This is a genomic window from Streptomyces sp. C, assembly GCF_000158895.1.
GTDB lineage: Bacteria > Actinomycetota > Actinomycetes > Streptomycetales > Streptomycetaceae > Streptomyces > Streptomyces racemochromogenes.
Genome location: NZ_GG657750.1, coordinates 4,634,406 through 4,660,029 on the forward strand (window position 1 = coordinate 4,634,406; position 25,624 = coordinate 4,660,029).

General features: G+C 67.1%; 25 protein-coding genes and 1 pseudogene. 25 read left to right on the plus strand and 1 reads right to left on the minus strand.

From position 1 onward, the window contains the following. Positions 1–26: 26 nt before the first annotated feature. The 3 genes from rplL to SSNG_RS20960 all read left to right on the plus strand — a co-directional run bounded on the left by rplL (position 27) and on the right by SSNG_RS20960 (position 8,462). Entirely contained in the window at positions 27–410 is a 384-nt protein-coding gene (gene rplL, locus SSNG_RS20950) for a 50S ribosomal protein L7/L12 (protein WP_042801558.1), read from the plus strand. Between the two features lie 574 nt (positions 411–984). Next, the gene (gene rpoB / locus SSNG_RS20955; RefSeq protein WP_007265890.1) at positions 985–4,467 is read left to right on the plus strand and encodes a DNA-directed RNA polymerase subunit beta; all 3,483 of its coding nucleotides are present in this window, start codon (positions 985–987) and stop codon (positions 4,465–4,467) included. A gap of 95 nt (positions 4,468–4,562) precedes the next feature. Next, complete coding sequence (locus SSNG_RS20960; protein ID WP_007265891.1) at positions 4,563–8,462, plus strand: DNA-directed RNA polymerase subunit beta'; 3,900 nt, start codon at positions 4,563–4,565, stop codon at positions 8,460–8,462. Positions 8,463–8,583: 121 nt separating this feature from the next. Here the strand turns inward: SSNG_RS20960 and SSNG_RS20965 are convergent, their stop codons facing one another. Beyond that, positions 8,584–11,064, minus strand: coding sequence for a YfhO family protein (locus SSNG_RS20965; RefSeq protein ID WP_165365019.1), 2,481 nt, complete (start codon positions 11,062–11,064; stop codon positions 8,584–8,586). Between the two features lie 401 nt (positions 11,065–11,465). Here SSNG_RS20965 and rpsL point away from each other — a divergent pair, with 401 nt between their 5' ends. From rpsL to rplF, 22 genes and pseudogenes are all read left to right on the plus strand, one after another. Further along, complete coding sequence (gene rpsL, locus SSNG_RS20970) at positions 11,466–11,837, plus strand: 30S ribosomal protein S12 (protein ID WP_007265893.1); 372 nt, start codon at positions 11,466–11,468, stop codon at positions 11,835–11,837. A 2-nt stretch (positions 11,838–11,839) separates the two neighbouring features. After that, positions 11,840–12,310: a 30S ribosomal protein S7 gene (gene rpsG, locus SSNG_RS20975; RefSeq protein ID WP_007265894.1), complete on the plus strand. Its 471-nt coding sequence runs from the start codon at positions 11,840–11,842 to the stop codon at positions 12,308–12,310. Between the two features lie 39 nt (positions 12,311–12,349). Continuing rightward, positions 12,350–14,483 (plus strand): annotated as a pseudogene (gene fusA, locus SSNG_RS20980) (elongation factor G). 150 nt (positions 14,484–14,633) lie between these two features. Next, positions 14,634–15,827 (plus strand): elongation factor Tu, encoded by a 1,194-nt coding sequence (tuf, locus tag SSNG_RS20985; RefSeq protein ID WP_007265897.1) that lies wholly within the window; start codon positions 14,634–14,636, stop codon positions 15,825–15,827. A 176-nt stretch (positions 15,828–16,003) separates the two neighbouring features. Beyond that, complete coding sequence (locus tag SSNG_RS20990) at positions 16,004–17,185, plus strand: hypothetical protein (protein WP_007265898.1); 1,182 nt, start codon at positions 16,004–16,006, stop codon at positions 17,183–17,185. 454 nt (positions 17,186–17,639) lie between these two features. Next, positions 17,640–17,948 carry a 30S ribosomal protein S10 gene (rpsJ, locus tag SSNG_RS20995; protein ID WP_003948644.1) on the plus strand — a complete coding sequence of 103 codons (309 nt, stop codon included), beginning with the start codon at positions 17,640–17,642 and terminating at the stop codon, positions 17,946–17,948. Between the two features lie 14 nt (positions 17,949–17,962). After that, on the plus strand, positions 17,963–18,607 hold the full coding sequence (gene rplC / locus SSNG_RS21000) for a 50S ribosomal protein L3 (RefSeq protein ID WP_007265899.1): 645 nt from the start codon (positions 17,963–17,965) through the stop codon (positions 18,605–18,607). Positions 18,608–18,611: 4 nt separating this feature from the next. Then, complete coding sequence (gene rplD / locus SSNG_RS21005) at positions 18,612–19,262, plus strand: 50S ribosomal protein L4 (protein ID WP_007265900.1); 651 nt, start codon at positions 18,612–18,614, stop codon at positions 19,260–19,262. Continuing rightward, positions 19,262–19,585: a 50S ribosomal protein L23 gene (gene rplW, locus SSNG_RS21010; RefSeq protein ID WP_007265901.1), complete on the plus strand. Its 324-nt coding sequence runs from the start codon at positions 19,262–19,264 to the stop codon at positions 19,583–19,585. Before rplD ends, rplW begins: the two co-directional genes overlap by 1 nt. A 39-nt stretch (positions 19,586–19,624) precedes the next feature. Further along, the gene (gene rplB, locus SSNG_RS21015; RefSeq protein WP_007265902.1) at positions 19,625–20,461 is read left to right on the plus strand and encodes a 50S ribosomal protein L2; all 837 of its coding nucleotides are present in this window, start codon (positions 19,625–19,627) and stop codon (positions 20,459–20,461) included. A 12-nt stretch (positions 20,462–20,473) separates the two neighbouring features. Further along, positions 20,474–20,755 carry a 30S ribosomal protein S19 gene (rpsS, locus tag SSNG_RS21020; RefSeq protein ID WP_007265903.1) on the plus strand — a complete coding sequence of 94 codons (282 nt, stop codon included), beginning with the start codon at positions 20,474–20,476 and terminating at the stop codon, positions 20,753–20,755. A 44-nt stretch (positions 20,756–20,799) separates the two neighbouring features. Continuing rightward, positions 20,800–21,147 (plus strand): 50S ribosomal protein L22, encoded by a 348-nt coding sequence (gene rplV, locus SSNG_RS21025; protein ID WP_007265904.1) that lies wholly within the window; start codon positions 20,800–20,802, stop codon positions 21,145–21,147. Next, positions 21,147–21,986 carry a 30S ribosomal protein S3 gene (rpsC, locus tag SSNG_RS21030; protein ID WP_007265905.1) on the plus strand — a complete coding sequence of 280 codons (840 nt, stop codon included), beginning with the start codon at positions 21,147–21,149 and terminating at the stop codon, positions 21,984–21,986. Before rplV ends, rpsC begins: the two co-directional genes overlap by 1 nt. Before the next feature lie 5 nt (positions 21,987–21,991). Beyond that, on the plus strand, positions 21,992–22,411 hold the full coding sequence (gene rplP, locus SSNG_RS21035) for a 50S ribosomal protein L16 (protein ID WP_007265906.1): 420 nt from the start codon (positions 21,992–21,994) through the stop codon (positions 22,409–22,411). Continuing rightward, positions 22,411–22,635, plus strand: coding sequence for a 50S ribosomal protein L29 (rpmC, locus tag SSNG_RS21040; RefSeq protein WP_007265907.1), 225 nt, complete (start codon positions 22,411–22,413; stop codon positions 22,633–22,635). Before rplP ends, rpmC begins: the two co-directional genes overlap by 1 nt. Beyond that, the gene (gene rpsQ, locus SSNG_RS21045; RefSeq protein ID WP_007265908.1) at positions 22,635–22,916 is read left to right on the plus strand and encodes a 30S ribosomal protein S17; all 282 of its coding nucleotides are present in this window, start codon (positions 22,635–22,637) and stop codon (positions 22,914–22,916) included. The genes rpmC and rpsQ overlap by 1 nt, the downstream gene beginning before the upstream one ends. A 98-nt stretch (positions 22,917–23,014) precedes the next feature. Next, positions 23,015–23,383, plus strand: coding sequence for a 50S ribosomal protein L14 (gene rplN, locus SSNG_RS21050; RefSeq protein ID WP_003956455.1), 369 nt, complete (start codon positions 23,015–23,017; stop codon positions 23,381–23,383). Positions 23,384–23,385: 2 nt separating this feature from the next. Further along, positions 23,386–23,697: a 50S ribosomal protein L24 gene (gene rplX / locus SSNG_RS21055; RefSeq protein ID WP_007265909.1), complete on the plus strand. Its 312-nt coding sequence runs from the start codon at positions 23,386–23,388 to the stop codon at positions 23,695–23,697. Beyond that, positions 23,697–24,248 (plus strand): 50S ribosomal protein L5, encoded by a 552-nt coding sequence (rplE, locus tag SSNG_RS21060; protein WP_030298216.1) that lies wholly within the window; start codon positions 23,697–23,699, stop codon positions 24,246–24,248. Before rplX ends, rplE begins: the two co-directional genes overlap by 1 nt. A 5-nt stretch (positions 24,249–24,253) precedes the next feature. Further along, on the plus strand, positions 24,254–24,439 hold the full coding sequence (locus tag SSNG_RS21065) for a type Z 30S ribosomal protein S14 (protein WP_003956452.1): 186 nt from the start codon (positions 24,254–24,256) through the stop codon (positions 24,437–24,439). Positions 24,440–24,663: 224 nt separating this feature from the next. Beyond that, the gene (rpsH, locus tag SSNG_RS21070; protein WP_007265911.1) at positions 24,664–25,062 is read left to right on the plus strand and encodes a 30S ribosomal protein S8; all 399 of its coding nucleotides are present in this window, start codon (positions 24,664–24,666) and stop codon (positions 25,060–25,062) included. A gap of 20 nt (positions 25,063–25,082) precedes the next feature. Then, positions 25,083–25,622 carry a 50S ribosomal protein L6 gene (gene rplF, locus SSNG_RS21075; RefSeq protein WP_007265912.1) on the plus strand — a complete coding sequence of 180 codons (540 nt, stop codon included), beginning with the start codon at positions 25,083–25,085 and terminating at the stop codon, positions 25,620–25,622. The last annotated feature ends 2 nt before the right edge of the window (positions 25,623–25,624 follow it).

Below are 25,624 nucleotides of genomic sequence, written 5' to 3' on the forward strand. Positions count from 1 at the left end.
CCGAATTAGTGGAAGGATCGCCCATCATGGCGAAGCTCTCTCAGGACGACCTCCTCGCCCAGTTCGAGGAGATGACCCTCATCGAGCTCTCCGAGTTCGTGAAGGCCTTCGAGGAGAAGTTCGACGTCACCGCCGCCGCGGCCGTCGCCGTTGCCGCCCCGGGTGCCCCCGGCGCCGTGGCCGAGGCCGAGGAGGAGAAGGACGAGTTCGACGTCATCCTCACCGGTGCCGGCGACAAGAAGATCCAGGTCATCAAGGTCGTGCGCGAGCTGACCTCCCTGGGTCTGAAGGAGGCCAAGGACCTCGTCGACGGCACCCCGAAGCCGGTCCTCGAGAAGGTCAACAAGGAGGCCGCTGACAAGGCCGCCGAGGCCCTCAAGGCCGCCGGTGCGGGCGTCGAGGTCAAGTAACACCTCTGAGGCCGTCTGACGGCCTCTGCGAAGGGCGATCACCCGTAAGGGTGGTCGCCCTTTGGCGTATCCGCAGTGCCTGACTTGCCCTCCTCTCGTTGGGGAGTAGGGTGATCTTCGTTGTCCCGAAGCAGGGTCCGGAGATGATCCGCTCGGAGCACGGGGCCTTGACGAACGGCCAGCGGCGCGCAATTCTCAGTCCCGTCGTGAGGTCGGCCGGTGCGATCCGAGATCCGAGGCATGGATCGAGGCATGGATCGACTACGAAGAGGGCAGTACTGATACGCGCTCTGTGAACGAGAGCCGCAGCGTGTTGGTTGAACAACGGTAGGGAAGGGCCTGTTGCCGGTTTCCGGAAACCTGGTCTGGACATCAGTGAGCCGAGTGGCTACACTGACCCTTTGCGCTGCCTGTTAGCTGTCCCCTGCCCGTCGCCAGGGGCATGCCCACGCTCGAGCACATCTGACTGACCGCCTCTGACCTGGTCTTTTGCCAGATCGGGAGCACCTTGTCTTCTGTGTCGGCTGGGACCGGTACGCGCGTAGTGAGTCCGAGCCCTCGGAAGGACCCCCTCTTGGCCGCCTCGCGCAACGCCTCGACCAATACGAACAACGGTGCCAGCACCGCCCCGCTGCGCATCTCCTTTGCAAAGATCAAGGAGCCCCTCGAGGTTCCGAACCTCCTGGCGCTGCAGACCGAGAGCTTTGACTGGCTGCTCGGCAACGCCGCCTGGAAGTCCCGCGTCGAGTCGGCGCTTGAGAGTGGACAGGACGTCCCCACCAAGTCCGGTCTGGAAGAGATCTTCGAGGAGATCTCGCCGATCGAGGACTTCTCCGGGTCGATGTCGCTGACGTTCCGCGACCACCGGTTCGAGCCGGCGAAGAACTCCGTCGACGAGTGCAAGGAGCGCGACTTCACGTACGCGGCGCCGCTCTTCGTCACGGCCGAGTTCACGAACAACGAGACCGGTGAGATCAAGTCTCAGACGGTCTTCATGGGCGACTTCCCGCTCATGACCAACAAGGGCACCTTCGTCATCAACGGCACCGAGCGCGTCGTCGTGTCGCAGCTCGTCCGTTCCCCGGGTGTCTACTTCGACTCCTCCATCGACAAGACGTCCGACAAGGACATCTTCTCCGCCAAGATCATCCCGTCCCGGGGTGCCTGGCTGGAGATGGAGGTCGACAAGCGCGACATGGTCGGCGTCCGCATCGACCGCAAGCGCAAGCAGTCCGTGACCGTCCTCCTGAAGGCTCTCGGCTGGACCACCGAGCAGATCCTCGAGGAGTTCGGCGAGTACGAGTCCATGCGCGCCACCCTGGAGAAGGACCACACCCAGGGCCAGGACGACGCGCTGCTCGACATCTACCGCAAGCTGCGCCCGGGCGAGCCGCCGACCCGCGAGGCCGCTCAGACGCTGCTCGAGAACCTCTACTTCAACCCGAAGCGCTACGACCTCGCCAAGGTCGGCCGCTACAAGGTGAACAAGAAGCTCGGCGCCGACGAGCCGCTCGACGCCGGTGTGCTCACCACCGACGACGTGATCGCGACGATCAAGTACCTCGTCAAGCTCCACGCGGGCGAGACCGAGACCATCGGTGAGTCGGGCCGTTCGATCGTCGTCGAGACCGACGACATCGACCACTTCGGCAACCGTCGTCTGCGCAACGTCGGCGAGCTCATCCAGAACCAGGTCCGCACGGGTCTGGCTCGTATGGAGCGCGTCGTGCGCGAGCGCATGACCACCCAGGACGTCGAGGCGATCACGCCCCAGACCCTGATCAACATCCGGCCGGTCGTCGCCTCCATCAAGGAGTTCTTCGGCACCAGCCAGCTGTCGCAGTTCATGGACCAGAACAACCCGCTGTCGGGTCTGACGCACAAGCGTCGTCTCTCGGCGCTGGGTCCCGGCGGTCTGTCCCGTGAGCGGGCCGGCTTCGAGGTCCGTGACGTGCACCCGTCGCACTACGGCCGCATGTGTCCGATCGAGACCCCCGAAGGCCCGAACATCGGTCTGATCGGCTCGCTCGCGTCCTACGGCCGCGTCAACGCGTTCGGTTTCATCGAGACCCCGTACCGCAAGGTCGTCGACGGCCAGGTCACCGACGAGGTCGACTACGTCACCGCCGACGAGGAAGACCGCTTCGTCATCGCCCAGGCGAACGCCCGCCTGGACGACGAGCTGCGCTTCACCGAGAACCGCGTCCTGGTCCGCAAGCGTGGCGGCGAGGTCGACTACGTCGAGCCGTCCGACGTGGACTACATGGACGTCTCGCCGCGCCAGATGGTGTCCGTCGCCACCGCGATGATCCCCTTCCTCGAGCACGACGACGCCAACCGCGCCCTCATGGGCGCGAACATGATGCGCCAGGCCGTTCCGCTCATCAAGGCGGAGGCCCCGCTCGTCGGCACCGGCATGGAGTACCGCTGCGCGGTCGACGCCGGCGACTCGATCAAGGCGGAGAAGGACGGTGTCGTCCAGGAGGTCTCGGCCGACTACATCACCGTCGCCAACGACGACGGCACGTACACCACGTACCGCGTCGCCAAGTTCTCCCGCTCGAACCAGGGCACCTCGGTCAACCAGAAGGTCATCGTCAACGAGGGTGACCGGATCATCGAGGCCCAGGTCCTCGCCGACGGTCCGGCGACCGAAGAGGGCGAGATGGCCCTCGGCAAGAACCTGCTCGTCGCGTTCATGCCGTGGGAAGGCCACAACTACGAGGACGCGATCATCCTGTCGCAGCGCCTCGTGCAGGACGACGTCCTCTCCTCGATCCACATCGAGGAGCACGAGGTCGACGCCCGTGACACCAAGCTGGGCCCCGAGGAGATCACCCGGGACATCCCGAACGTCTCCGAGGAGGTCCTCGCCGACCTCGACGAGCGCGGCATCATCCGCATCGGTGCGGACGTCGTCGCCGGCGACATCCTCGTCGGCAAGGTCACGCCCAAGGGTGAGACCGAGCTGACCCCCGAGGAGCGCCTGCTCCGCGCGATCTTCGGTGAGAAGGCTCGCGAGGTGCGTGACACCTCGCTCAAGGTCCCCCACGGTGAGATCGGCAAGGTCATCGGCGTCCGCGTCTTCGACCGCGAGGAGGGCGACGAGCTTCCCCCGGGCGTGAACCAGCTGGTCCGCGTCTACGTCGCCCAGAAGCGCAAGATCACCGACGGTGACAAGCTCGCCGGCCGCCACGGCAACAAGGGTGTTATCTCGAAGATCCTTCCGATCGAGGACATGCCGTTCCTCGAGGACGGAACTCCGGTCGACATCATCCTGAACCCGCTGGGTGTCCCGTCCCGAATGAACCCGGGACAGGTCCTGGAGATCCACCTCGGCTGGCTCGCCAGCCGCGGCTGGGACGTCTCCGGCCTCGCGGACGAGTGGGCGCAGCGCCTCCAGGCGATCGGCGCCGACCAGGTCGCCCCCGGCACCAACGTCGCCACCCCCGTCTTCGACGGTGCGCGTGAGGACGAGCTGGCCGGCCTGCTCCAGCACACGATCCCGAACCGCGACGGCGAGCGCATGGTGCTCCCGACCGGTAAGGCGCGTCTGTTCGACGGCCGCTCCGGCGAGCCGTTCCCGGACCCGATCTCGGTCGGGTACATGTACATCCTCAAGCTGCACCACCTGGTCGACGACAAGCTCCACGCCCGTTCGACCGGTCCGTACTCGATGATCACGCAGCAGCCGCTGGGTGGTAAGGCGCAGTTCGGTGGTCAGCGCTTCGGTGAGATGGAGGTGTGGGCGCTCGAGGCGTACGGCGCCGCTTACGCGCTCCAGGAACTCCTGACGATCAAGTCCGACGACGTGACCGGCCGCGTGAAGGTCTACGAGGCCATCGTCAAGGGCGAGAACATCCCCGAGCCGGGCATTCCCGAGTCCTTCAAGGTGCTCATCAAGGAAATGCAGTCGCTCTGCCTCAACGTGGAGGTGCTGTCCTCGGACGGCATGTCCATCGAGATGCGCGACACCGACGAGGACGTCTTCCGCGCGGCGGAGGAGCTCGGTATCGACCTGTCCCGGCGCGAGCCGAGCAGCGTCGAAGAGGTCTGACGGGCCTGGCCGGGGGATCCGCGTGATCCCCCGGCCGCCCCGGGACCGTTCAGACCATGATTGAGACTCGACCCCGAAAGAGGGATTGACGCACAGTGCTCGACGTCAACTTCTTCGACGAGCTGCGGATCGGCCTTGCCACCGCGGACGACATCCGAACCTGGTCGCACGGCGAGGTCAAGAAGCCGGAGACCATCAACTACCGCACCCTCAAGCCCGAGAAGGACGGACTCTTCTGCGAGAAGATCTTCGGTCCGACCCGGGACTGGGAGTGCTACTGCGGCAAGTACAAGCGTGTCCGCTTCAAGGGCATCATCTGTGAGCGCTGTGGCGTCGAGGTCACGCGCGCCAAGGTGCGCCGTGAGCGCATGGGCCACATCGAGCTCGCCGCTCCCGTCACCCACATCTGGTACTTCAAGGGCGTCCCGTCGCGCCTGGGCTACCTGCTGGACCTCGCGCCGAAGGACCTCGAGAAGGTCATCTACTTCGCCGCGTACATGATCACGTTCGTCGACGACGAGCGCCGTCAGCGCGACCTGCCGTCGCTGGAGGCCCACGTCTCCGTCGAGCGCCAGCAGATCGAGAACCGCCGTGACGCGGACCTCGAAGGCCGTGCCAAGAAGCTCGAGAGCGACCTGGCCGAGCTGGAGGCCGAGGGCGCCAAGGCCGACGTGCGCCGCAAGGTGCGCGAAGGCGCCGAGCGCGAGATGAAGCAGCTCCGCGACCGCGCCCAGCGCGAGATCGACCGCCTCGACGAGGTGTGGAACCGCTTCAAGAACCTCAAGGTCCAGGACCTCGAGGGCGACGAGCTCCTCTACCGCGAGCTGCGTGACCGCTTCGGCACGTACTTCGACGGTTCGATGGGTGCGGCTGCTCTGCAGAAGCGCCTGGAGTCCTTCGACCTGGAGGAGGAGGCCGAGCGCCTCCGCGAGATCATCCGTACCGGCAAGGGCCAGAAGAAGACCCGTGCGCTCAAGCGCCTCAAGGTCGTCTCCGCGTTCCTGCAGACCAGCAACAGCCCCAAGGGCATGGTCCTGGACTGCGTCCCGGTCATCCCGCCGGACCTGCGTCCGATGGTGCAGCTGGACGGTGGCCGCTTCGCGACCTCCGACCTGAACGACCTGTACCGCCGCGTGATCAACCGCAACAACCGCCTGAAGCGCCTTCTCGACCTCGGTGCCCCCGAGATCATCGTGAACAACGAGAAGCGCATGCTCCAGGAGGCGGTCGACGCCCTCTTCGACAACGGCCGTCGCGGTCGCCCGGTGACGGGCCCCGGCAACCGTCCGCTGAAGTCCCTCAGCGACATGCTGAAGGGCAAGCAGGGTCGATTCCGTCAGAACCTCCTCGGCAAGCGCGTGGACTACTCCGCGCGTTCCGTGATCGTCGTCGGTCCGCAGCTGAAGCTGCACCAGTGTGGTCTGCCCAAGGCCATGGCGCTGGAGCTCTTCAAGCCGTTCGTGATGAAGCGCCTGGTCGACCTGAACCACGCGCAGAACATCAAGAGCGCGAAGCGCATGGTCGAGCGCGGCCGCACGGTCGTGTACGACGTGCTCGAAGAGGTCATCGCCGAGCACCCGGTGCTGCTGAACCGTGCGCCCACGCTGCACCGTCTCGGCATCCAGGCCTTCGAGCCCCAGCTGGTCGAAGGCAAGGCCATCCAGATCCACCCGCTCGTCTGCACCGCGTTCAACGCGGACTTCGACGGTGACCAGATGGCCGTCCACCTGCCGCTCTCCGCGGAGGCGCAGGCCGAGGCCCGCATCCTGATGCTGTCCTCGAACAACATCCTCAAGCCGGCCGACGGCCGTCCGGTCACGATGCCGACGCAGGACATGGTCCTGGGTCTGTTCTTCCTGACCACCGACGGTGAGCTCCGCGACGTCAAGGGCGAGGGCCGCGCGTTCGGCTCGACCGCCGAGGCGATCATGGCGTTCGACGCCGGCGAGCTCGCGCTGCAGTCGTCCGTCGACATCCGCTTCCCGGTGGGCACCATCCCGCCGCGCGGCTGGGTGCCGCCGGTCGCCGAAGAGGGCGAGCAGGAGTTCCAGCCGGGCGACAGCTTCCGTCTGAAGACGACCCTGGGTCGCGCGCTCTTCAACGAGCTGCTGCCCGAGGACTACCCGTTCGTCGACTACTCGGTGGGCAAGAAGCAGCTCTCCGAGATCGTCAACGACCTGGCGGAGCGCTACCCCAAGGTCATCGTGGCGGCGACGCTCGACAACCTGAAGGCGGCCGGCTTCCACTGGGCGACCCGTTCGGGCGTCACCGTGGCCATCTCCGACGTCGTCGTGCCCGAGGCCAAGAAGGCCATCGTCGCGGGCTACGAGGCTCAGGACGAGAAGGTCCAGAAGCAGTACGAGCGCGGTCTGATCACCAAGGACGAGCGCACGCAGGAGCTCATCGCGATCTGGACCAAGGCGACCAACGAGGTCGCCGAGGCGATGAACGCGAACTTCCCCAAGACGAACCCCATCTTCATGATGGTTGACTCGGGTGCCCGAGGAAACATGATGCAGATGCGACAGATCGCCGGTATGCGTGGTCTGGTGTCGAACGCGAAGAACGAGACCATCCCGCGTCCGATCAAGGCGTCCTTCCGTGAGGGCCTCACCGTTCTGGAGTACTTCATCTCCACGCACGGTGCCCGTAAGGGTCTGGCGGACACCGCCCTGCGTACCGCCGACTCGGGTTACCTCACCCGTCGTCTGGTGGACGTCTCGCAGGACGTCATCATCCGCGAGGAGGACTGCGGCACCGAGCGCGGCCTCAAGCTCAAGATCGGTGTCAAGGACGAGACCGGTGTCCTCCGCAAGGCGGACGACGTCGAGACCTCCGTGTACGCCCGCATGCTGGCCGAGGACGTCGTCATCGACGGCAAGGTCATCGCGCCGGCGAACGTGGACCTCGGCGACGTGCTCATCGACGCCCTCATCGCGAACGGCGTCGAGGAGGTCAAGACCCGCTCGGTCCTGACCTGCGAGTCCGCGGTCGGCACCTGTGCCTTCTGCTACGGCCGCTCGCTGGCCACCGGCAAGCTCGTCGACATCGGCGAGGCGGTCGGCATCATCGCCGCCCAGTCCATCGGTGAGCCCGGTACCCAGCTGACGATGCGTACCTTCCACACCGGTGGTGTGGCCGGTGACGACATCACGCAGGGTCTGCCGCGTGTCGTCGAGCTCTTCGAGGCCCGTACCCCGAAGGGTGTCGCCCCGATCTCCGAGGCCGCCGGCCGCGTGCGGATCGAGGAGACCGAGAAGACGAAGAAGATCGTCATCACGCCCGACGACGGCAGCGAGGAGACGGCCTTCCCGATCTCCAAGCGCGCCAAGGTCATCGTGCACGAGGGCGACCACGTCGAGGTGGGCCAGAAGCTCACCATGGGTGCCACCAACCCGCACGACGTGCTGCGCATCCTCGGCCAGCGTGCCGTCCAGGTCCACCTGGTCGGCGAAGTCCAGAAGGTCTACAACTCGCAGGGCGTGTCGATCCACGACAAGCACATCGAGATCATCATCCGGCAGATGCTGCGCCGCGTGACGATCATCGAGTCCGGCGACGCGGAGCTCCTGCCGGGCGAGCTCGTCGAGCGCTCGAAGTTCGAGACCGAGAACCGTCGCGTGGTCACCGAGGGCGGTCACCCCGCCTCCGGCCGCCCGCAGCTGATGGGTATCACCAAGGCCTCGCTGGCGACGGAATCCTGGCTGTCGGCCGCCTCCTTCCAGGAGACGACCCGAGTCCTGACGGACGCGGCGATCAACGCCAAGTCCGACAGCCTCATCGGCCTCAAGGAGAACGTCATCATCGGTAAGCTCATCCCGGCCGGTACGGGTCTGTCCCGCTACCGCAACATCCGGGTCGAGCCGACCGAGGAGGCCAAGGCCGCGATGTACTCGGCCGTCGGTTACGACGACATCGACTACTCCCCCTTCGGCACCGGCTCCGGCCAGGCTGTCCCGCTGGAGGACTACGACTACGGCCCGTACAACGGCTAAGAGCTCGTAAGACGAAGCCCCCCACCGCTCCGAGAGGAGTGGTGGGGGGCTTCGTCGTGTCCGGGGCCGCCGCGCGGGCTCCGGTGAGGGGAGGCGGCCCGGGGGCCGCCTCCCCGGCCGGTCAGGCGCCGCGCCGGCGCCTGACGTAGGCCGCCGTGGTCACCGAGGTCAGGGTGAGGAGGGCCAGGGCGGCCGCTGCGAGGCCCGGGGGGAGGCCCTTCGGGGTGAAGGTGCAGGAGAGGGTGCGGGTGGCCGGGGTGACCGGGAGGGAGAGGAGGCCGTGGAAGTCGCGGATCGGGGCCGAGCACTGCCAGCCGGGGATGTTCGTCACCGCGAGGACGGCGGTGCCGGTGGTGTCCGGGGGGAGGGTGGCTTCCAGGGTGTGGCCGCCGACGTGGACCGAGGTGGCGCCCGTCGACTTCAGGGCGGCGACCCTGGCGTCCAGGGCGGCGCGGTCCAGGCAGCCGATGGGGGTCGTGCCGGCCGTGGCGTTCTCCGTGCGGGTCTCCACCGTCGCGGTGACCTCGCCCGAGGCGGGGACCGGGCCCAGGGGGACGACGCCCGTCATGCGGTCCATGAGGGGGAGTTCGGAGGTCGGCGTGCGGAGGGTGCCGTAGAGCTCGGGGGAGTACCAGTAGGCCTCGGCGCCGGGGGTGCACCGGGCGGCGTACGTCTGGCTGGTGGGGGTGCCCGTGCGGGTGGTCCGCGGGACCTCGTAGACCGTCGCGCCCAGGACGTTCTCCTGGTGGGCGTAGACCGAGTCCGCGGGGTTGGGGGAGGTGTAGGGGGTGGTACGGAGCGTGACCAGGGGCGGAGCGGGCTGCTTCATCGTCGTCCAGCTGCCCGGGGTGGGGCCCGGGTGGACGCGGGCGCCGATCGAGAAGATCGCGTCGAGCACCGGGTTGTCGGCGCCGAAGAAGGTCCGGCCGTCGTTCTTGAAGCCGTAGCCCAGGGGCTCCAGGGCCCGGTACGTGGCCTCGGGGAGGTAGCTGCTGTAGTACTGCGGGCCCTCGGCCCGCAGGGCGAGGGCGTCGTTGTACGAGGTCTGCGGCGCGCCCGAGTCCGTCCGGTAGGCGGGCCAGCCGTCCACGCTCCGGACCGCTTCGAAGTGGTTCGTGATCGAGCGGTTCGAGGTCGGGACGGGGGCCGCCCAGCGCTCGCGGGAGCGGCGGGCGTCCGCGTTGGCCGCGGCGACCGTGGATTCGGCGAAGACCACGCCGGTCATGAGGAGGGCCGCCAGGGGGAGGAGGGCCCGGTGCTTGTCCGCCCTCGTGAGGAGGAGCAGGGCGAGCAGGGAGGCCGCGCCGCCGGCCAGGACGGCCGGCCAGGTCCAGCCGCCGAAGTCGTTCGTGTGGCGCAGGACGAACGTGGCCAGGAGCAGCAGGGCCGCCGACAGGGCCAGGTGGAGGGGGCGGGGGCGGTTGGCCAGGGCGAGCCAGGCCAGGACGACGACCATCCCGCTGAACACGAACGCCTCGCGGTACGGGTTGCCGTTCGGCACCGCCAGCCCGTGCCACACGTACTGCGTCGGGGGGAACTGGAAGGAGACGAGGACGAGGAGGGTGGCCGCGGCCCACGTCAGGCGGGTACGGGCCGCGATGCGGGTGTTCAGGAGGAAGCTGCCTGCCAGGATCAGGCCCAGCGAGGCCACGTACAGGCGCGGGCGGCCGCCCCACAGGTGCGTGGCGGGGAGCATGCCCGCGAGGAAGACCTCGATCCGGACGGGGTCGAAGGCGCCGGCCTTGGTGGGCTGCGCCGCCCCGCTGGACAGGAACGACGGCAGCAGGAGCGGGAGGGTCAGGAGGATGCCCACCCCCGCCGCGGTCGCCGCGCGCCACAGGGCGCGCAGGCGCTGGGCGCCGGTCAGGTCCAGGGTGATCAGGCGGACGGCCAGCAGTACGCAGGCGGCCATCGTGGCCATCATGGCGGTGTAGAAGTTCCCGAACCAGGCGAGGGCGACCAGCAGCGCCACCCCCGTCCAGCGGCGTCCTTCCAGGCACCACTCGACGGCGATGCCGAGCAGCGGGAGGGCCACCAGGCCCCAGAGCCACATGGGGATGTACGAGGCGTCGCTGAGGGCCCAGCCGCACAGGCCGTACGTGGCCCCGAGCACGCCGCGCTGCCACCACGGGCCGGGGTGCAGCTTGCCGAGGTAGACGGCCATCACCGCGGCCGCGGTGCCCATGGTGACCGGGGTGACCACGAAGACGGCGAGGTCGACGTGCTCGCGGGGCACGAGGACGGCCAGCCAGGAGAAGGGGTTGCCCAGGTAGGTGTAGTAGTCGGACAGGAACTGTTGTCCGAAGCCTCCCCGCCAGGTGAAGAGGACGTCGCCGGCGGCCTGGCCGTGGACCAGGTCCCACAGGGCGCGGTGGAAGGGGACGTACTGGTTGGCCTGGTCGTTGATGGCCCGGCCCTTGTCCCCGAAGGGGAAGGTGCCCCGGGCCGCCCAGGCGGCGCAGAAGGCACCCGAGGCGAGGAGGAAGGCGAGCAGGGGCCCGTACAGCCGGGAGAGCGCGGCGCGCCGCCGTGACGTGGGGGTTCGGCCGCCGTCGGGGGGCGGGTTCTCCGCCGTCGTCGGCTGCGGTGTGACCGTCCCCAATGTCCTGCTCCTGGCGCTCGTACGTTTTGGACTGACTCGCTGGGATTCGCTGGGCAGTGTAGTTCGCCCTCCCTACCACGCCGGTGCGCGGTCCGCGCGCCGACCCCGCCCCGGGCCGTCCCGCCCGTGCGGCGCCTGAGCTGTGCGGTCGTCGCGGCGGTGGCGGTGCGGCTTATGTTTTGACCGGAGTGGATGCGGTGGGTACGCTCAGACCTTGTGCCTGGGGTGTGCCTGGGCTCCCGTGCGTGTCCATCAACCGCACGCGAGCGTCAACGGCCACCGCGATCCATGCGTCTTTCCGCACGTGCGGGGAGGTCCGCCGGATCCGACACACCCGACCGCGTGGGTCGGCAAAGTTCCAGGTTAGCTTCACTACACGGCACACAGAAACCGGAGAAGTAGTGCCTACGATCCAGCAGCTGGTCCGTAAGGGCCGGCAGGACAAGGTCGAGAAGACAAAGACCCCCGCGCTCGAGGCCTCGCCCCAGCGCCGCGGCGTCTGCACGCGTGTGTTCACGACCACCCCGAAGAAGCCGAACTCGGCGCTCCGTAAGGTCGCGCGTGTGCGTCTGACCTCCGGCATCGAGGTCACCGCTTACATTCCGGGTGAGGGACACAACCTGCAGGAGCACTCGATCGTGCTCGTGCGTGGTGGCCGTGTGAAGGACCTGCCGGGTGTTCGTTACAAGATCATCCGCGGTGCGCTTGACACCCAGGCTGTCAAGAACCGCAAGCAGGCCCGCAGCCGCTACGGCGCCAAGAAGGAGAAGTAAGAATGCCTCGTAAGGGCCCCGCCCCGAAGCGCCCGGTCATCATCGACCCGGTCTACGCATCTCCTCTGGTGACCTCGCTCATCAACAAGATCCTGCTGAACGGCAAGCGCTCCACCGCCGAGCGCATCGTCTACGGCGCCATGGAAGGCCTCCGCGAGAAGACCGGCAACGACCCGGTCATCACGCTGAAGCGCGCGCTGGAGAACGTCAAGCCGTCCCTCGAGGTCAAGTCCCGCCGTGTCGGTGGCGCGACCTACCAGGTCCCCGTCGAGGTCAAGCCGGGTCGCCAGTCGACCCTGGCCCTCCGCTGGCTCGTGGGTTACTCCCGCGCCCGCCGCGAGAAGACCATGACCGAGCGCCTGATGAACGAGCTTCTCGACGCCTCGAACGGCCTCGGTGCGGCCGTCAAGAAGCGTGAGGACACGCACAAGATGGCCGAGTCCAACAAGGCCTTCGCGCACTACCGCTGGTAGTCCCCACCCACATCGAGACCGAGAGAAGACTGAGCCGATATGGCTACCACTTCGCTTGACCTGGCCAAGGTGCGCAACATCGGCATCATGGCCCACATCGACGCGGGCAAGACGACCACCACCGAGCGCATCCTGTTCTACACCGGTGTGTCTTACAAGATCGGTGAGGTCCACGACGGCGCTGCCACGATGGACTGGATGGAGCAGGAGCAGGAGCGTGGTATCACCATCACGTCCGCCGCTACGACCTGCCACTGGCCGCTCGAAGAATGTTGACCACACCATCAACATCATCGACACCCCCGGTCACGTCGACTTCACGGTCGAGGTAGAGCGTTCGCTCCGCGTCCTCGACGGCGCCGTCACCGTCTTCGACGGTGTCGCCGGTGTCGAGCCGCAGTCCGAGACCGTTTGGCGTCAGGCGGACCGCTACGGCGTCCCGCGCATCTGCTTCGTCAACAAGCTCGACCGCACCGGCGCCGAGTTCATGCGCTGCGTCGACATGATCAAGGACCGCCTCGGTGCGGTTCCGATCGTGATGCAGCTCCCGATCGGTGCCGAGGCCGACTTCCAGGGTGTCGTCGACCTCGTCCGCATGAAGGCCCTCGTGTGGTCCGCCGAGGCCACCAAGGGCGAGATGTACGACGTCGTCGACATCCCGGCCTCGCACACCGAGCTGGCCGAGGAGTGGCGCGCCACCCTCGTCGAGCAGGTCGCCGAGAACGACGAAGAGATGATGGAGCTCTTCCTCGAGGGCGTCGAGCCCACCGAGGAGCAGCTGCACGCGGCCGTGCGCCGCATCATCCTCGGCTCCGGCAAGGGCAAGGGCGAGCCCACGATCACCGCGGTGTTCTGCGGTACGGCGTTCAAGAACAAGGGCGTCCAGCCCCTGCTCGACGCCGTCGTGCGCTACCTCCCGTCGCCGCTCGACATCGAGGCCATCGAGGGCCACGACGTCAAGGACGCCGAGGTCGTCGTCAAGCGCAAGCCGTCGGACGAGGAGCCCCTCGCCGCGCTCGCGTTCAAGATCATGAGCGACCCGCACCTCGGCAAGCTCACCTTCGTCCGGGTTTACTCGGGCCGCCTGGAGGCCGGCACCGCGGTGCTGAACTCCGTCAAGGGCAAGAAGGAGCGCATCGGCAAGATCTACCGCATGCACGCGAACAAGCGTGAGGAGATCGACGCGGTGGGCGCCGGCGACATCGTCGCCGTCATGGGCCTGAAGCAGACCACCACCGGTGAGACGCTTTGCGACGAGAAGGCCCCCGTGATCCTGGAGTCCATGGACTTCCCGGCTCCGGTCATCCAGGTCGCCATCGAGCCCGCCTCGAAGGGCGACCAGGAGAAGCTGGGTGTCGCCATCCAGCGCCTCGCGGAAGAGGACCCGTCGTTCCACGTCCACTCGGACGAGGAGACCGGCCAGACCATCCTCGGCGGTATGGGCGAGCTGCACCTCGAGGTGCTGGTCGACCGTATGAAGCGCGAGTTCAAGGTCGTCGCCAACGTCGGCAAGCCGCAGGTCGCGTACCGCGAGACGATCCGCAAGGCCGTCGAGCGTCACGACTACACCCACAAGAAGCAGACCGGTGGTACCGGTCAGTTCGCCAAGGTGCAGATCGCGATCGAGCCGATCACGGACGCCGATGGTCCGGCGTACGAGTTCGTCAACAAGGTCACCGGTGGCCGCGTGCCGAAGGAGTACATCCCTTCGGTCGACGCCGGTGCGCAGGAAGCCATGCAGTTCGGCATCCTGGCCGGCTACGAGATGACTGGCGTTCGCGTCACGCTTCTCGACGGTGGCTACCACGAGGTCGACTCCTCCGAGCTCGCCTTCAAGATCGCCGGTTCGCAGGCCTTCAAGGAGGCCGCGCGCAAGGCTTCTCCCGTGCTCCTCGAGCCGATGATGGCCGTCGAGGTCACCACGCCGGAGGAGTCCATGGGTGACGTCATCGGCGACATCAACTCCCGCCGTGGCCAGATCCAGGCCATGGAGGACCGTCACGGAGCCAAGATCGTCAGGGGCCTCGTGCCGCTGTCGGAGATGTTCGGCTACGTCGGCGACCTCCGCAGCAAGACCTCGGGTCGCGCCAGCTACTCGATGCAGTTCGACTCCTACGCCGAGGTTCCCCGGAACGTCGCCGAGGAGATCATCGCGAAGGCCAAGGGCGAGTAACTCTTCCGAGTACACGCTTTAGGCTTGTCACCGGAGCCTCTGGGGCAACAGGAGCAAACCTCCCGTTGCCCCGGGGAACCCGGCTTTCCAGCAAAGATCACCTGGCGCCGATCTGTAAGGCGTACAGAACCACTCTCCAGGAGGACCCCCGTGGCGAAGGCGAAGTTCGAGCGGACTAAGCCGCACGTCAACATCGGCACCATCGGTCACATTGACCACGGTAAGACGACCCTCACGGCCGCCATTACCAAGGTGCTGCACGACGCGTACCCGGACCTGAACGAGGCCTCGGCCTTCGACCAGATCGACAAGGCTCCTGAGGAGCGCCAGCGCGGTATCACCATCTCCATCGCGCACGTCGAGTACCAGACCGAGGCGCGTCACTACGCCCACGTCGACTGCCCGGGTCACGCGGACTACATCAAGAACATGATCACCGGTGCCGCGCAGATGGACGGCGCCATCCTCGTGGTCGCCGCCACCGACGGCCCGATGCCGCAGACCAAGGAGCACGTGCTCCTGGCCCGCCAGGTCGGCGTTCCGTACATCGTCGTCGCCCTGAACAAGGCCGACATGGTGGACGACGAGGAGATCCTGGAGCTCGTCGAGCTCGAGGTCCGTGAGCTGCTCTCCGAGTACGACTTCCCGGGCGACGACCTGCCGGTCGTCCAGGTCTCCGCGCTCAAGGCGCTCGAGGGCGACAAGGAGTGGGGCGAGAAGCTCCTCGGCCTCATGAAGGCCGTCGACGAGTCGATCCCGACCCCGCCGCGTGACACCGAGAAGCCGTTCCTCATGCCCGTCGAGGACGTCTTCACGATCACCGGTCGTGGCACCGTCGTCACCGGTCGTATCGAGCGTGGTGTCCTGAAGGTCAACGAGACCGTCGACATCATCGGCATCAAGACCGAGAAGACCACCACCACGGTCACCGGCATCGAGATGTTCCGCAAGCTGCTCGACGAGGGCCAGGCCGGCGAGAACGTCGGTCTGCTCCTCCGTGGCATCAAGCGCGAGGACGTCGAGCGCGGCCAGGTCATCATCAAGCCCGGTTCGGTCACGCCGCACACCGAGTTCGAGGCCGCCGCGTACATCCTGTCGAAGGACGAGGGTGGCCGTCACACCCCGTTCTTCAACAACTACCGCCCGCAGTTCTACTTCCGTACCACGGACGTGACCGGCGTCGTTACCCTCCCCGAGGGCACCGAGATGGTCATGCCGGGCGACAACACCGACATGTCCGTCCAGCTGATCCAGCCGGTCGCCATGGAGGAGGGCCTGAAGTTCGCCATCCGTGAGGGTGGTCGCACCGTCGGCGCCGGCCAGGTCACCAAGATCACGAAGTAATTCGTGTTCTGACCTGGTAGCCCGCACCCGTGGGCACCATGTTTGAGGCGAGGGCCCCTTTCCCACCGCTCCGGCGGCGGGGGAGGGGCCCTTGTCGTACCCCCCGGTAACGGCGGGACGGCGGGGCCGTGAGAGGCTCCGGCGCGGATCGAGTACGGACGTTCGGGGTGGGGAGCATGGGGCGACAGGACGCCGGGGGGTCGGGGATCTCCGACGAGGAGTGGGAGCGGTTCGGCGAGCAGATCGCGCGGGAGGTCCGGGAAGCCGCGGACGCGCCCAAGGAGCCCTCGGCGCGGGCGCGGATGGTCACCGAGCGGCTGCGGCGCGAGGAGCGGGAGCGGGCCGCGGCGGCCGGGCGGCGCGGCGCCTCGGGGCGCCGGGGGCGGCCCGCGCCGAGCGACCCGCCGGGGTGGCGCACGGGCCCGTCCTGGCAGGAGGCGGAGGTCCGCAGGCGGCGGCGGGGCCTCATGGCCGCCGCCGCGATCGTGGGCATCGCGGCCCTGGCGCTGGTCGTCGTACGGCCGGGGCTGCTCATCGACCGGCTGACCGGCAAGACGGAAGCCCGTGAGGCGGCCGCCGGGGCCTCGCCGCTGCCCGGCGAGTCGGTACGTCCGACCGCGGCCCCGGACGCCGTGTACCCGGACCGTCCGACCCTGAAGGAGCCCTTCCGGGGTTCGCCGGCCGCCCAGTGGGCCGACGGCGCCGCCGGCATCGAGGTCCCGGAGGCGGCCGCGGTCGGCGGGTGGTCCCGCGAGGCTGTGGCGGACGCCCTGTCGAAGGCCAAGCGGTTCCTGGTCGCGGCCAACCTGGATCCGAGGACCCTGCGGGGGGAGCGTCCGGAGGCCGCGATGGCGCTCCTCGATCCCCGGCAGCCCGAGGTTCCCGCCCGGCTGGAGCGGTCGCTGACGCAGCCCGGCGCCGGCGAGAACAGCCCCGCCATCCTGTTCACCCGCTTCGACCCCGCCGAGGCCCAGCCGGTGGGCGACGTGGTGAAGGTGCGCGGGGGCATGCGCGCGGAGGCGGGGGACCCCGGCGAGCTGCTGGTGGTGACCGACTACACCTTCGTGCACCCGATGGCGCGGGCGGACCGGAGCGTCCAGCGGACGATCGTGCGCCGGCAGATCACCTTCTCGGTGCTGGACCCGGCGCGCTGGCGGGCCACTGCTGGGCGGCTGCAGCTGCACACGTACAAGGCGGAGTGGTCGAACGTGCGGTGCGAGCCCACCGGCGGGTTCCTGCACCCGGACTTCCCGCAGGACCGGACGGGCGGAACTCATCCCTCCGGGCCGGCCACGGATCCGTACGACCGCAGCGGGGACATTCAGGGCGAGGGGTGCGGGACCGTCACAAGGTCCTGACCAGGGATCCCCGCCGCGTGGCGCGGTTTGACGTGTCCGCGTGGCGGGGTATTCTCTTCGGCCCGATTGGCCAGGTACGTGTCTCGTATGGCAGACTACTCAAGTTGCTCGGTTGAGTGCCGATGCTGTGCGCCTCCCGCCGGGAGGACCGGAAGCGAGTCCCACAGTACTCGTCGTCCTTAATCTGCCTTTCGGGGCAGCAATGAGGGCGGACGTACGGGAATCTTCTGGGAAGTGTCAGCACGGTGCCCACCAGGCACTCGGTGGGTGTTTCTCCCCCGAGACGCGGTCAGGACCGCATCCCCTTGGACGAGGGAATTTCCGTATGGGAATTTTCTGTAGAGGGTGTGCGACACGCCCGACCGCGTGGGTCGGAGAGAAGCCGCGGAACCCCGTTCCGCAGCCTCCCGGGAGCCAGAGCGTTTCCACACAGAGACAGGACTACGGAGTAGCCATGGCGGGACAGAAGATCCGCATCCGGCTCAAGGCCTACGACCACGAGGTCATCGACTCCTCGGCGAAGAAGATCGTCGAGACGGTGACCCGCACTGGTGCGTCGGTCGCGGGCCCGGTGCCGCTGCCCACTGAGAAGAACGTGTACTGCGTCATCAAGTCGCCGCACAAGTACAAGGACTCGCGCGAGCACTTCGAGATGCGCACGCACAAGCGCCTGATCGACATCCTCGACCCGACGCCCAAGACCGTTGACTCGCTGATGCGCCTGGACCTTCCGGCCGGCGTTGACATCGAGATCAAGCTCTGAGAGGCGTCGAGAAGATGGCAAAGCAGATCAAGGGCGTCCTGGGCGAGAAGCTCGGCATGACCCAGGTCTGGGACGAGAACAACCGTGTCGTCCCGGTGACCGTCGTCAAGGCCGGACCCTGCGTCGTGACCCAGGTCCGTACGAACGACATCGACGGCTACGAGTCGGTCCAGATCGCCTTCGGCGAGATCGACCCGCGCAAGGTGAACAAGCCCCTCAAGGGCCACTTCGCCAAGGCCGACGTGACCCCCCGCCGCCACCTGGTGGAGCTCCGCACCTCCGACGCCAGCGAGTACACGCTCGGCCAGGAGATCACTGCTGAGGTGTTCGAGTCCGGCGTCAAGGTTGACGTCACGGGCAACAGCAAGGGCAAGGGCTTCGCCGGTGTCATGAAGCGGCACAACTTCCGGGGCCTCGGCGCCGGTCACGGTGTGCAGCGCAAGCACCGCTCCCCCGGTTCGATCGGTGGCTGCGCCACCCCTGGGCGTGTCTTCAAGGGCATGCGCATGGCCGGTCGCATGGGTAACGAGCGCGTCACCACCCAGAACCTGACCATCCACGCGGTTGACGCGGAGAAGGGTCTGCTCCTCATCAAGGGCGCGGTCCCCGGTCCGAACGGCGGCCTCGTCCTGGTCCGTACCGCGGCCAAGGGGGCTTGAGGTAATGAGCACCATTGACATCCTTTCGCCGGCAGGCGACAAGGCCGGTACCGTCGAGCTCCCCGCGGAGATCTTCGACGCGAAGACCAGCGTTCCGCTGATCCACCAGGTCGTCGTCGCCCAGCTGGCAGCTGCCCGTCAGGGCACGCACAAGACCAAGACCCGTGGCGAAGTCCGTGGTGGTGGCAAGAAGCCTTACCGCCAGAAGGGCACCGGCCGCGCCCGTCAGGGTTCGACCCGCGCTCCGCAGTTCGCCGGCGGTGGCGTCGTCCACGGCCCGCAGCCGCGTGACTACTCGCAGCGGACCCCCAAGAAGATGAAGGCCGCCGCCCTCCGCGGTGCCCTCTCGGACCGTGCGCGTCACTCCCGCATCCACGTCGTCACCGGCGTGGTCGAGGGTGCCGCCTCCACCAAGGCCGCCAAGACGCTGTTCGGCAAGATCTCGGAGCGCAAGAACCTGCTCCTGGTCGCCGAGCGCTCTGACGAGCTGGCGTGGCTGTCCGCCCGCAACCTGCCCCAGGTTCACATCCTGGAGCCGGGCCAGCTGAACACGTACGACGTGATCGTCTCTGACGACGTGGTCTTCACCCAGGCCGCGCTCGAGTCCTTCGTGTCTGGCCCCAAGGCCGATGAGACCGAAGGGAACGAGGCCTGATGTCTGAGGCGACCGTTACCAGCAAGACCTTCACCGACCCGCGCGACCTGCTGATCAAGCCGGTCGTCTCGGAGAAGAGCTACGCGCTGCTGGACGAGAACAAGTACACGTTCATCGTCGCGCCCGGCGCCAACAAGACCCAGATCAAGCAGGCCGTCGAGGCGGTCTTCTCGGTCAAGGTCACCGGGGTCAACACGATCAACCGTCAGGGTAAGCGCAAGCGCACCAAGACCGGTTTCGGCAAGCGTGCCAACACCAAGCGCGCCATCGTGACCCTTGCCGAGGGCAACCGTATCGACATCTTCGGCGGCCAGGCCTCCTAACGGAGGTCTAGTCGTCCGGAATCGGACGAGGACTGAGAAATGGGTATCCGCAAGTACAAGCCGACGACCCCGGGCCGTCGTGGCTCCAGCGTCGCCGACTTTGTCGAGATCACGCGGTCCACGCCGGAGAAGTCGCTGGTCCGCCCCCTGCACAGCAAGGGCGGCCGTAACAACACCGGTCGTGTGACCGTTCGCCACCAGGGTGGCGGACACAAGCGCGCCTACCGCGTGATCGACTTCCGTCGTCACGACAAGGACGGCGTGCCGGCCAAGGTCGCGCACATCGAGTACGACCCCAACCGCACCGCGCGCATCGCGCTGCTGCACTACGCCGACGGCGAGAAGCGCTACATCATCGCGCCGCGCGGTCTGCAGCAGGGTGACCGGATCGAGAACGGCCCCACGGCCGACATCAAGCCGGGCAACAACCTCGCGCTCCGCAACATCCCGGTCGGTACCACGATCCACGCGATCGAGCTCCGTCCCGGTGGCGGCGCCAAGTTCGCCCGCTCCGCCGGTGCCTCCGTGCAGCTGCTCGCGAAGGAGGGCGTGATGGCCCACCTCCGCATGCCGTCCGGTGAGATCCGTCTCGTCGACGCGCGCTGCCGCGCCACCGTCGGCGAGGTCGGCAACGCCGAGCAGTCGAACATCAACTGGGGCAAGGCCGGCCGCATGCGCTGGAAGGGCGTCCGCCCGACCGTCCGCGGTGTCGCGATGAACCCGGTTGACCACCCGCACGGTGGTGGTGAGGGCAAGACCAGCGGTGGTCGCCACCCGGTCTCCCCGTGGGGTCAGAAGGAGGGTCGTACTCGCTCGCCGAAGAAGGCTTCGAGCAAGTACATCGTCCGCCGCCGCAAGACGAACAAGAAGCGCTAGGAGCGGGTTTAGATGCCGCGCAGTCTCAAGAAGGGGCCCTTCGTCGACGACCACCTCGTAAAGAAGGTGGACGCCCAGAACGAAGCCGGCACCAAGAACGTCATCAAGACCTGGTCCCGTCGCTCGATGATCATCCCCAGCATGCTGGGTCACACGATCGCGGTGCACAACGGCAAGACCCACGTCCCGGTGTTCGTCACCGAGTCGATGGTCGGCCACAAGCTCGGCGAGTTCTCGCCGACTCGCACCTTCCGCGGCCACGTCAAGGACGACCGGAAGTCGAAGCGCCGCTAATCGCGGGGTGGTTTACGACTATGACTAACACCGAAGGGACAACCATGGAAGCCAGGGCCCAGGCGCGGTACATCCGCGTCACGCCCATGAAGGCCCGCCGCGTGGTGGACCTCATCCGTGGCATGGATGCCACGGAGGCTCAGGCGGTCCTGCGTTTCGCCCCGCAGGCCGCGAGCGTGCCGGTCGGCAAGGTGCTTGACAGCGCCATTGCCAACGCCGCGCACAACTACAACCACCCGGACGCCTCCACGCTGGTCATCAGCGAGGCGTACGTGGACGAGGGCCCGACCCTGAAGCGGTTCCGTCCGCGTGCCCAGGGCCGTGCCTACCGGATCCGCAAGCGGACCAGCCACATCACCGTGGTCGTCAGCAGCAAGGAAGGTTCCCGGTAATGGGCCAGAAGGTAAACCCGCACGGGTTCCGACTCGGCATCACCACGGACTTCAAGTCCCGCTGGTACGCCGACAAGCTGTACAAGGACTACGTCAAGGAAGACGTCGCCATCCGTCGGATGATGACGTCCGGCATGGAGCGCGCCGGCATCTCGAAGGTTGAGATCGAGCGCACCCGTGACCGCGTGCGTGTGGACATCCACACCGCCCGTCCCGGCATCGTCATCGGCCGCCGTGGCGCCGAGGCCGACCGCATCCGCGGTGACCTCGAGAAGCTCACGGGCAAGCAGGTCCAGCTGAACATCCTCGAGGTCAAGAACCCCGAGCTCGACGCTCAGCTCGTTGCCCAGGCCGTTGCCGAGCAGCTCTCCTCCCGCGTCTCCTTCCGTCGTGCCATGCGCAAGAGCATGCAGGGCACCATGAAGGCCGGCGCCAAGGGCATCAAGATCCAGTGTGGTGGCCGTCTCGGCGGCGCCGAGATGTCCCGCTCCGAGTTCTACCGCGAGGGTCGTGTGCCGCTGCACACGCTGCGCGCGAACGTGGACTACGGCTTCTTCGAGGCCAAGACCACCTTCGGCCGTATCGGTGTGAAGGTCTGGATCTACAAGGGCGACGTCAAGAACATCGCCGAGGTTCGCGCCGAGAACGCTGCGGCCCGTGCGGGTAACCGCCCGGCCCGTGGTGCCGGCGCTGGCGACCGTCCCGCCGGCCGTGGTGGCCGTGGTGGCGAGCGCGGCGGCCGTGGTGGCCGCAAGCCGCAGCAGGCTGCTGGTGCCGAGGCCCCCAAGGCCGACGCTCCCGCCGCCGCTCCGGCTGAGAGCACCGGAACGGAGGCCTGACCGACATGCTGATCCCTCGTAGGGTCAAGCACCGCAAGCAGCACCACCCGAAGCGCAGCGGTATGGCCAAGGGCGGTACTGAGGTCTCGTTCGGCGAGTACGGCATCCAGGCGCTCACCCCCGCCTACGTGACGAACCGCCAGATCGAGGCGGCTCGTATCGCGATGACCCGCCACATCAAGCGTGGCGGCAAGGTCTGGATCAACATCTACCCGGACCGTCCGCTGACGAAGAAGCCTGCCGAGACCCGCATGGGTTCCGGTAAGGGTTCCCCGGAGTGGTGGATCGCGAACGTGCACCCGGGCCGGGTCATGTTCGAGCTGTCCTACCCGAACGAAAAGATTGCGCGTGAGGCTCTCACTCGTGCGGCCCACAAGCTGCCGATGAAGTGCCGCATCGTCAAGCGCGAGGCAGGTGAGTCGTGATGGCGACGGGAACCAAGGCGTCCGAGCTCCGCGAGCTCGGCAACGAGGAGCTCGTTGCCAAGCTGCGCGAGGCCAAGGAGGAGCTGTTCAAGCTCCGTTTCCAGGCGGCCACCGGCCAGCTGGAGAACAACGGCCGGCTCAAGTCCGTCCGTAAGGACATCGCTCGCATCTACACCCTGATGCACGAGCGTGAGCTCGGTATCGAGACGGTGGAGAACGCCTGATGAGCGAGAACAACGTGACTGAGAAGACCGAGCGCGGTTTCCGCAAGACCCGTGAGGGTCTGGTCGTCAGCGACAAGATGGACAAGACCGTCGTCGTCGCCGTCGAGGACCGTGTGAAGCACGCGCTGTACGGCAAGGTCATCCGCCGTACGAACAAGCTCAAGGCGCACGACGAGCAGAACGCTGCCGGCGTCGGCGACCGCGTCCTCATCATGGAGACGCGTCCGCTGTCGGCGACGAAGCGCTGGCGCATCGTCGAGATCCTCGAGAAGGCCAAGTAATCACTTGAAGGGGTAACCCTTCAGGTTCGTTCCGCCAGGCTCGGCCGGGGCTTCTGTGAAGCCCCGGCCGGGAACCGGCAGACAAACAGGAGATAGACGTGATCCAGCAGGAGTCGCGACTGCGTGTCGCCGACAACACTGGTGCCAAGGAGATCCTTTGCATCCGTGTTCTCGGTGGCTCCGGTCGCCGCTACGCGGGCATCGGTGACGTCATCGTCGCCACCGTCAAGGATGCGATCCCCGGTGGCAACGTGAAGAAGGGTGACGTCGTCAAGGCGGTCATCGTTCGCACCGTCAAGGAGCGCCGCCGCCAGGACGGCTCGTACATCCGCTTCGACGAGAACGCCGCCGTCATTCTGAAGAACGACGGCGACCCTCGCGGCACCCGTATCTTCGGCCCCGTCGGCCGTGAGCTGCGCGAGAAGAAGTTCATGAAGATCATCTCGCTCGCGCCGGAGGTGCTGTAAGCATGAAGATCAAGAAGGGCGACCTGGTCCAGGTCATCACCGGTAAGGACAAGGGCAAGCAGGGCAAGGTCATCGCGGCCTTCCCGACCGAGTCCCGCGTCCTCGTCGAGGGTGTCAACCGGGTCAAGAAGCACACCAAGGCTGGCCAGAACCAGGCCGGTGGCATCGTGATCACCGAGGCCCCGGTCCACGTCAGCAACGTTCAGCTGGTTGTGGAGAAGGACGGCAAGAAGGTCGTCACCCGCGTCGGTTTCCGCTTCGACGACGAGGGCAACAAGATCCGCGTTGCCAAGCGCACGGGTGAGGACATCTGATGGCTACCACTCCGCGTCTGAAGACGAAGTACCGCGAGGACATCGCGGGCAAGCTGCGTGAGGAGTTCTCCTACGAGAACGTCATGCAGATCCCCGGCCTCGTCAAGATCGTCGTGAACATGGGTGTCGGCGACGCCGCCCGTGACTCGAAGCTGATCGACGGTGCCATCCGCGACCTGACGACGATCACCGGTCAGAAGCCGGCCGTCACGAAGGCCCGCAAGTCCATCGCGCAGTTCAAGCTGCGCGAGGGTCAGCCGATCGGCTGCCACGTCACCCTCCGTGGTGACCGCATGTGGGAGTTCCTGGACCGTACGCTGTCGCTCGCGCTGCCGCGTATCCGTGACTTCCGTGGTCTGTCGCCGAAGCAGTTCGACGGCCGTGGCAACTACACCTTCGGTCTCACGGAGCAGGTCATGTTCCACGAGATCGACCAGGACAAGATCGACCGTACCCGGGGTATGGACATCACCGTGGTCACCACGGCGACCAACGACGACGAGGGCCGCGCGCTCCTTCGTCACCTCGGCTTCCCCTTCAAGGAGGCGTAAGCGAGATGGCGAAGAAGGCTCTCATCGCGAAGGCTGCCCGCAAGCCCAAGTTCGGTGTGCGTGCGTACACCCGCTGCCAGCGCTGCGGTCGCCCCCACTCCGTGTACCGCAAGTTCGGCCTGTGCCGCGTGTGCCTTCGTGAGATGGCTCACCGTGGCGAGCTGCCGGGCGTGACCAAGAGCTCCTGGTAATTCCCTCCAGTCCGTAAGGACTTGGGGAAGTTCCAGAGACTCTCGGTAAGCATCTGGTCGGCGGATGCCCGGCCGCGCATGCCTTAGGCTTGTGTGGTTGGGCGTCCGCCGCCCATAACGACTTACTACGCCGTAGGTCCCCGCACCGCACCCGTCCCGCCTCTGAGCGGGGAGAGGGATGGCGCATACAGGAAACCCCGGCGAGAGAGGCCGAAGGCCACTTCATGACCATGACTGACCCGATCGCAGACATGCTCACGCGTCTGCGTAACGCTAACTCGGCGTACCACGACACCGTCGTGATGCCGCACAGCAAGATCAAGTCGCACATCGCGGAGATCCTCAAGCAGGAGGGTTTCATCACCGGCTGGAAGGTCGAGGACGCCGAGGTCGGCAAGAACCTCGTCCTCGAGCTGAAGTTCGGGCCGAACCGTGAGCGCTCCATCGCGGGCATCAAGCGGATCTCGAAGCCCGGTCTGCGCGTGTACGCGAAGTCCACCAACCTGCCGAAGGTCCTCGGTGGCCTGGGCGTGGCGATCATCTCCACGTCGCACGGTCTCCTGACCGGCCAGCAGGCAGGCAAGAAGGGCGTAGGTGGGGAAGTCCTCGCCTACGTCTGGTAGTCGGGAACGGAGGAAAAGCAATGTCGCGAATCGGCAAGCTCCCCATCCAGGTTCCCGCCGGTGTGGACGTCACCATCGATGGCCGCACGGTTGCGGTGAAGGGCCCCAAGGGTCTGCTCACCCACACCGTTGCCGCGCCGATCGAGATCGTCAAGGGTGAGGACGGCGTTCTGAACGTCACCCGTCCGAACGACGAGCGTCAGAACAAGGCCCTGCACGGCCTGTCCCGCACGCTGGTGGCGAACATGATCACCGGCGTGACCCAGGGATACGCCAAGGCCCTCGAGATCAGCGGTGTCGGTTACCGCGTGGCCGCGAAGGGCTCCGACCTGGAGTTCCAGCTCGGCTACAGCCACCCGATCCTGGTCACGGCGCCCGACGGCATCTCGTTCAAGGTCGAGTCCCCGACCAAGTTCTCGGTCGAGGGCATCGACAAGCAGAAGGTCGGCGAGGTCGCCGCCAACATCCGCAAGCTGCGGAAGCCCGACCCGTACAAGGCCAAGGGTGTCAAGTACGCCGGCGAGGTCATCCGCCGCAAGGTCGGAAAGGCTGGTAAGTAGCC

What these genes read in the sequence shown, in the direction of transcription:
- rplL (WP_042801558.1), top strand. Translation starts at nt 27, where the DNA reads ATGGCGAAGCTCTCTCAGGACGACCTCCTCGCCCAGTTCGAGGAGATG.
- rpsG (WP_007265894.1), top strand. Translation starts at nt 11,840, where the DNA reads ATGCCTCGTAAGGGCCCCGCCCCGAAGCGCCCGGTCATCATCGACCCG.
- SSNG_RS20990 (WP_007265898.1), top strand. Translation starts at nt 16,004, where the DNA reads ATGGGGCGACAGGACGCCGGGGGGTCGGGGATCTCCGACGAGGAGTGG.
- rpsJ (WP_003948644.1), top strand. Translation starts at nt 17,640, where the DNA reads ATGGCGGGACAGAAGATCCGCATCCGGCTCAAGGCCTACGACCACGAG.
- rplC (WP_007265899.1), top strand. Translation starts at nt 17,963, where the DNA reads ATGGCAAAGCAGATCAAGGGCGTCCTGGGCGAGAAGCTCGGCATGACC.
- rplD (WP_007265900.1), top strand. Translation starts at nt 18,612, where the DNA reads ATGAGCACCATTGACATCCTTTCGCCGGCAGGCGACAAGGCCGGTACC.
- rplW (WP_007265901.1), top strand. Translation starts at nt 19,262, where the DNA reads ATGTCTGAGGCGACCGTTACCAGCAAGACCTTCACCGACCCGCGCGAC.
- rplB (WP_007265902.1), top strand. Translation starts at nt 19,625, where the DNA reads ATGGGTATCCGCAAGTACAAGCCGACGACCCCGGGCCGTCGTGGCTCC.
- rpsS (WP_007265903.1), top strand. Translation starts at nt 20,474, where the DNA reads ATGCCGCGCAGTCTCAAGAAGGGGCCCTTCGTCGACGACCACCTCGTA.
- rplV (WP_007265904.1), top strand. Translation starts at nt 20,800, where the DNA reads ATGGAAGCCAGGGCCCAGGCGCGGTACATCCGCGTCACGCCCATGAAG.
- rpsC (WP_007265905.1), top strand. Translation starts at nt 21,147, where the DNA reads ATGGGCCAGAAGGTAAACCCGCACGGGTTCCGACTCGGCATCACCACG.
- rplP (WP_007265906.1), top strand. Translation starts at nt 21,992, where the DNA reads ATGCTGATCCCTCGTAGGGTCAAGCACCGCAAGCAGCACCACCCGAAG.
- rpmC (WP_007265907.1), top strand. Translation starts at nt 22,411, where the DNA reads ATGGCGACGGGAACCAAGGCGTCCGAGCTCCGCGAGCTCGGCAACGAG.
- rpsQ (WP_007265908.1), top strand. Translation starts at nt 22,635, where the DNA reads ATGAGCGAGAACAACGTGACTGAGAAGACCGAGCGCGGTTTCCGCAAG.
- rplX (WP_007265909.1), top strand. Translation starts at nt 23,386, where the DNA reads ATGAAGATCAAGAAGGGCGACCTGGTCCAGGTCATCACCGGTAAGGAC.
- rplE (WP_030298216.1), top strand. Translation starts at nt 23,697, where the DNA reads ATGGCTACCACTCCGCGTCTGAAGACGAAGTACCGCGAGGACATCGCG.
- SSNG_RS21065 (WP_003956452.1), top strand. Translation starts at nt 24,254, where the DNA reads ATGGCGAAGAAGGCTCTCATCGCGAAGGCTGCCCGCAAGCCCAAGTTC.
- rpsH (WP_007265911.1), top strand. Translation starts at nt 24,664, where the DNA reads ATGACCATGACTGACCCGATCGCAGACATGCTCACGCGTCTGCGTAAC.
- rplF (WP_007265912.1), top strand. Translation starts at nt 25,083, where the DNA reads ATGTCGCGAATCGGCAAGCTCCCCATCCAGGTTCCCGCCGGTGTGGAC.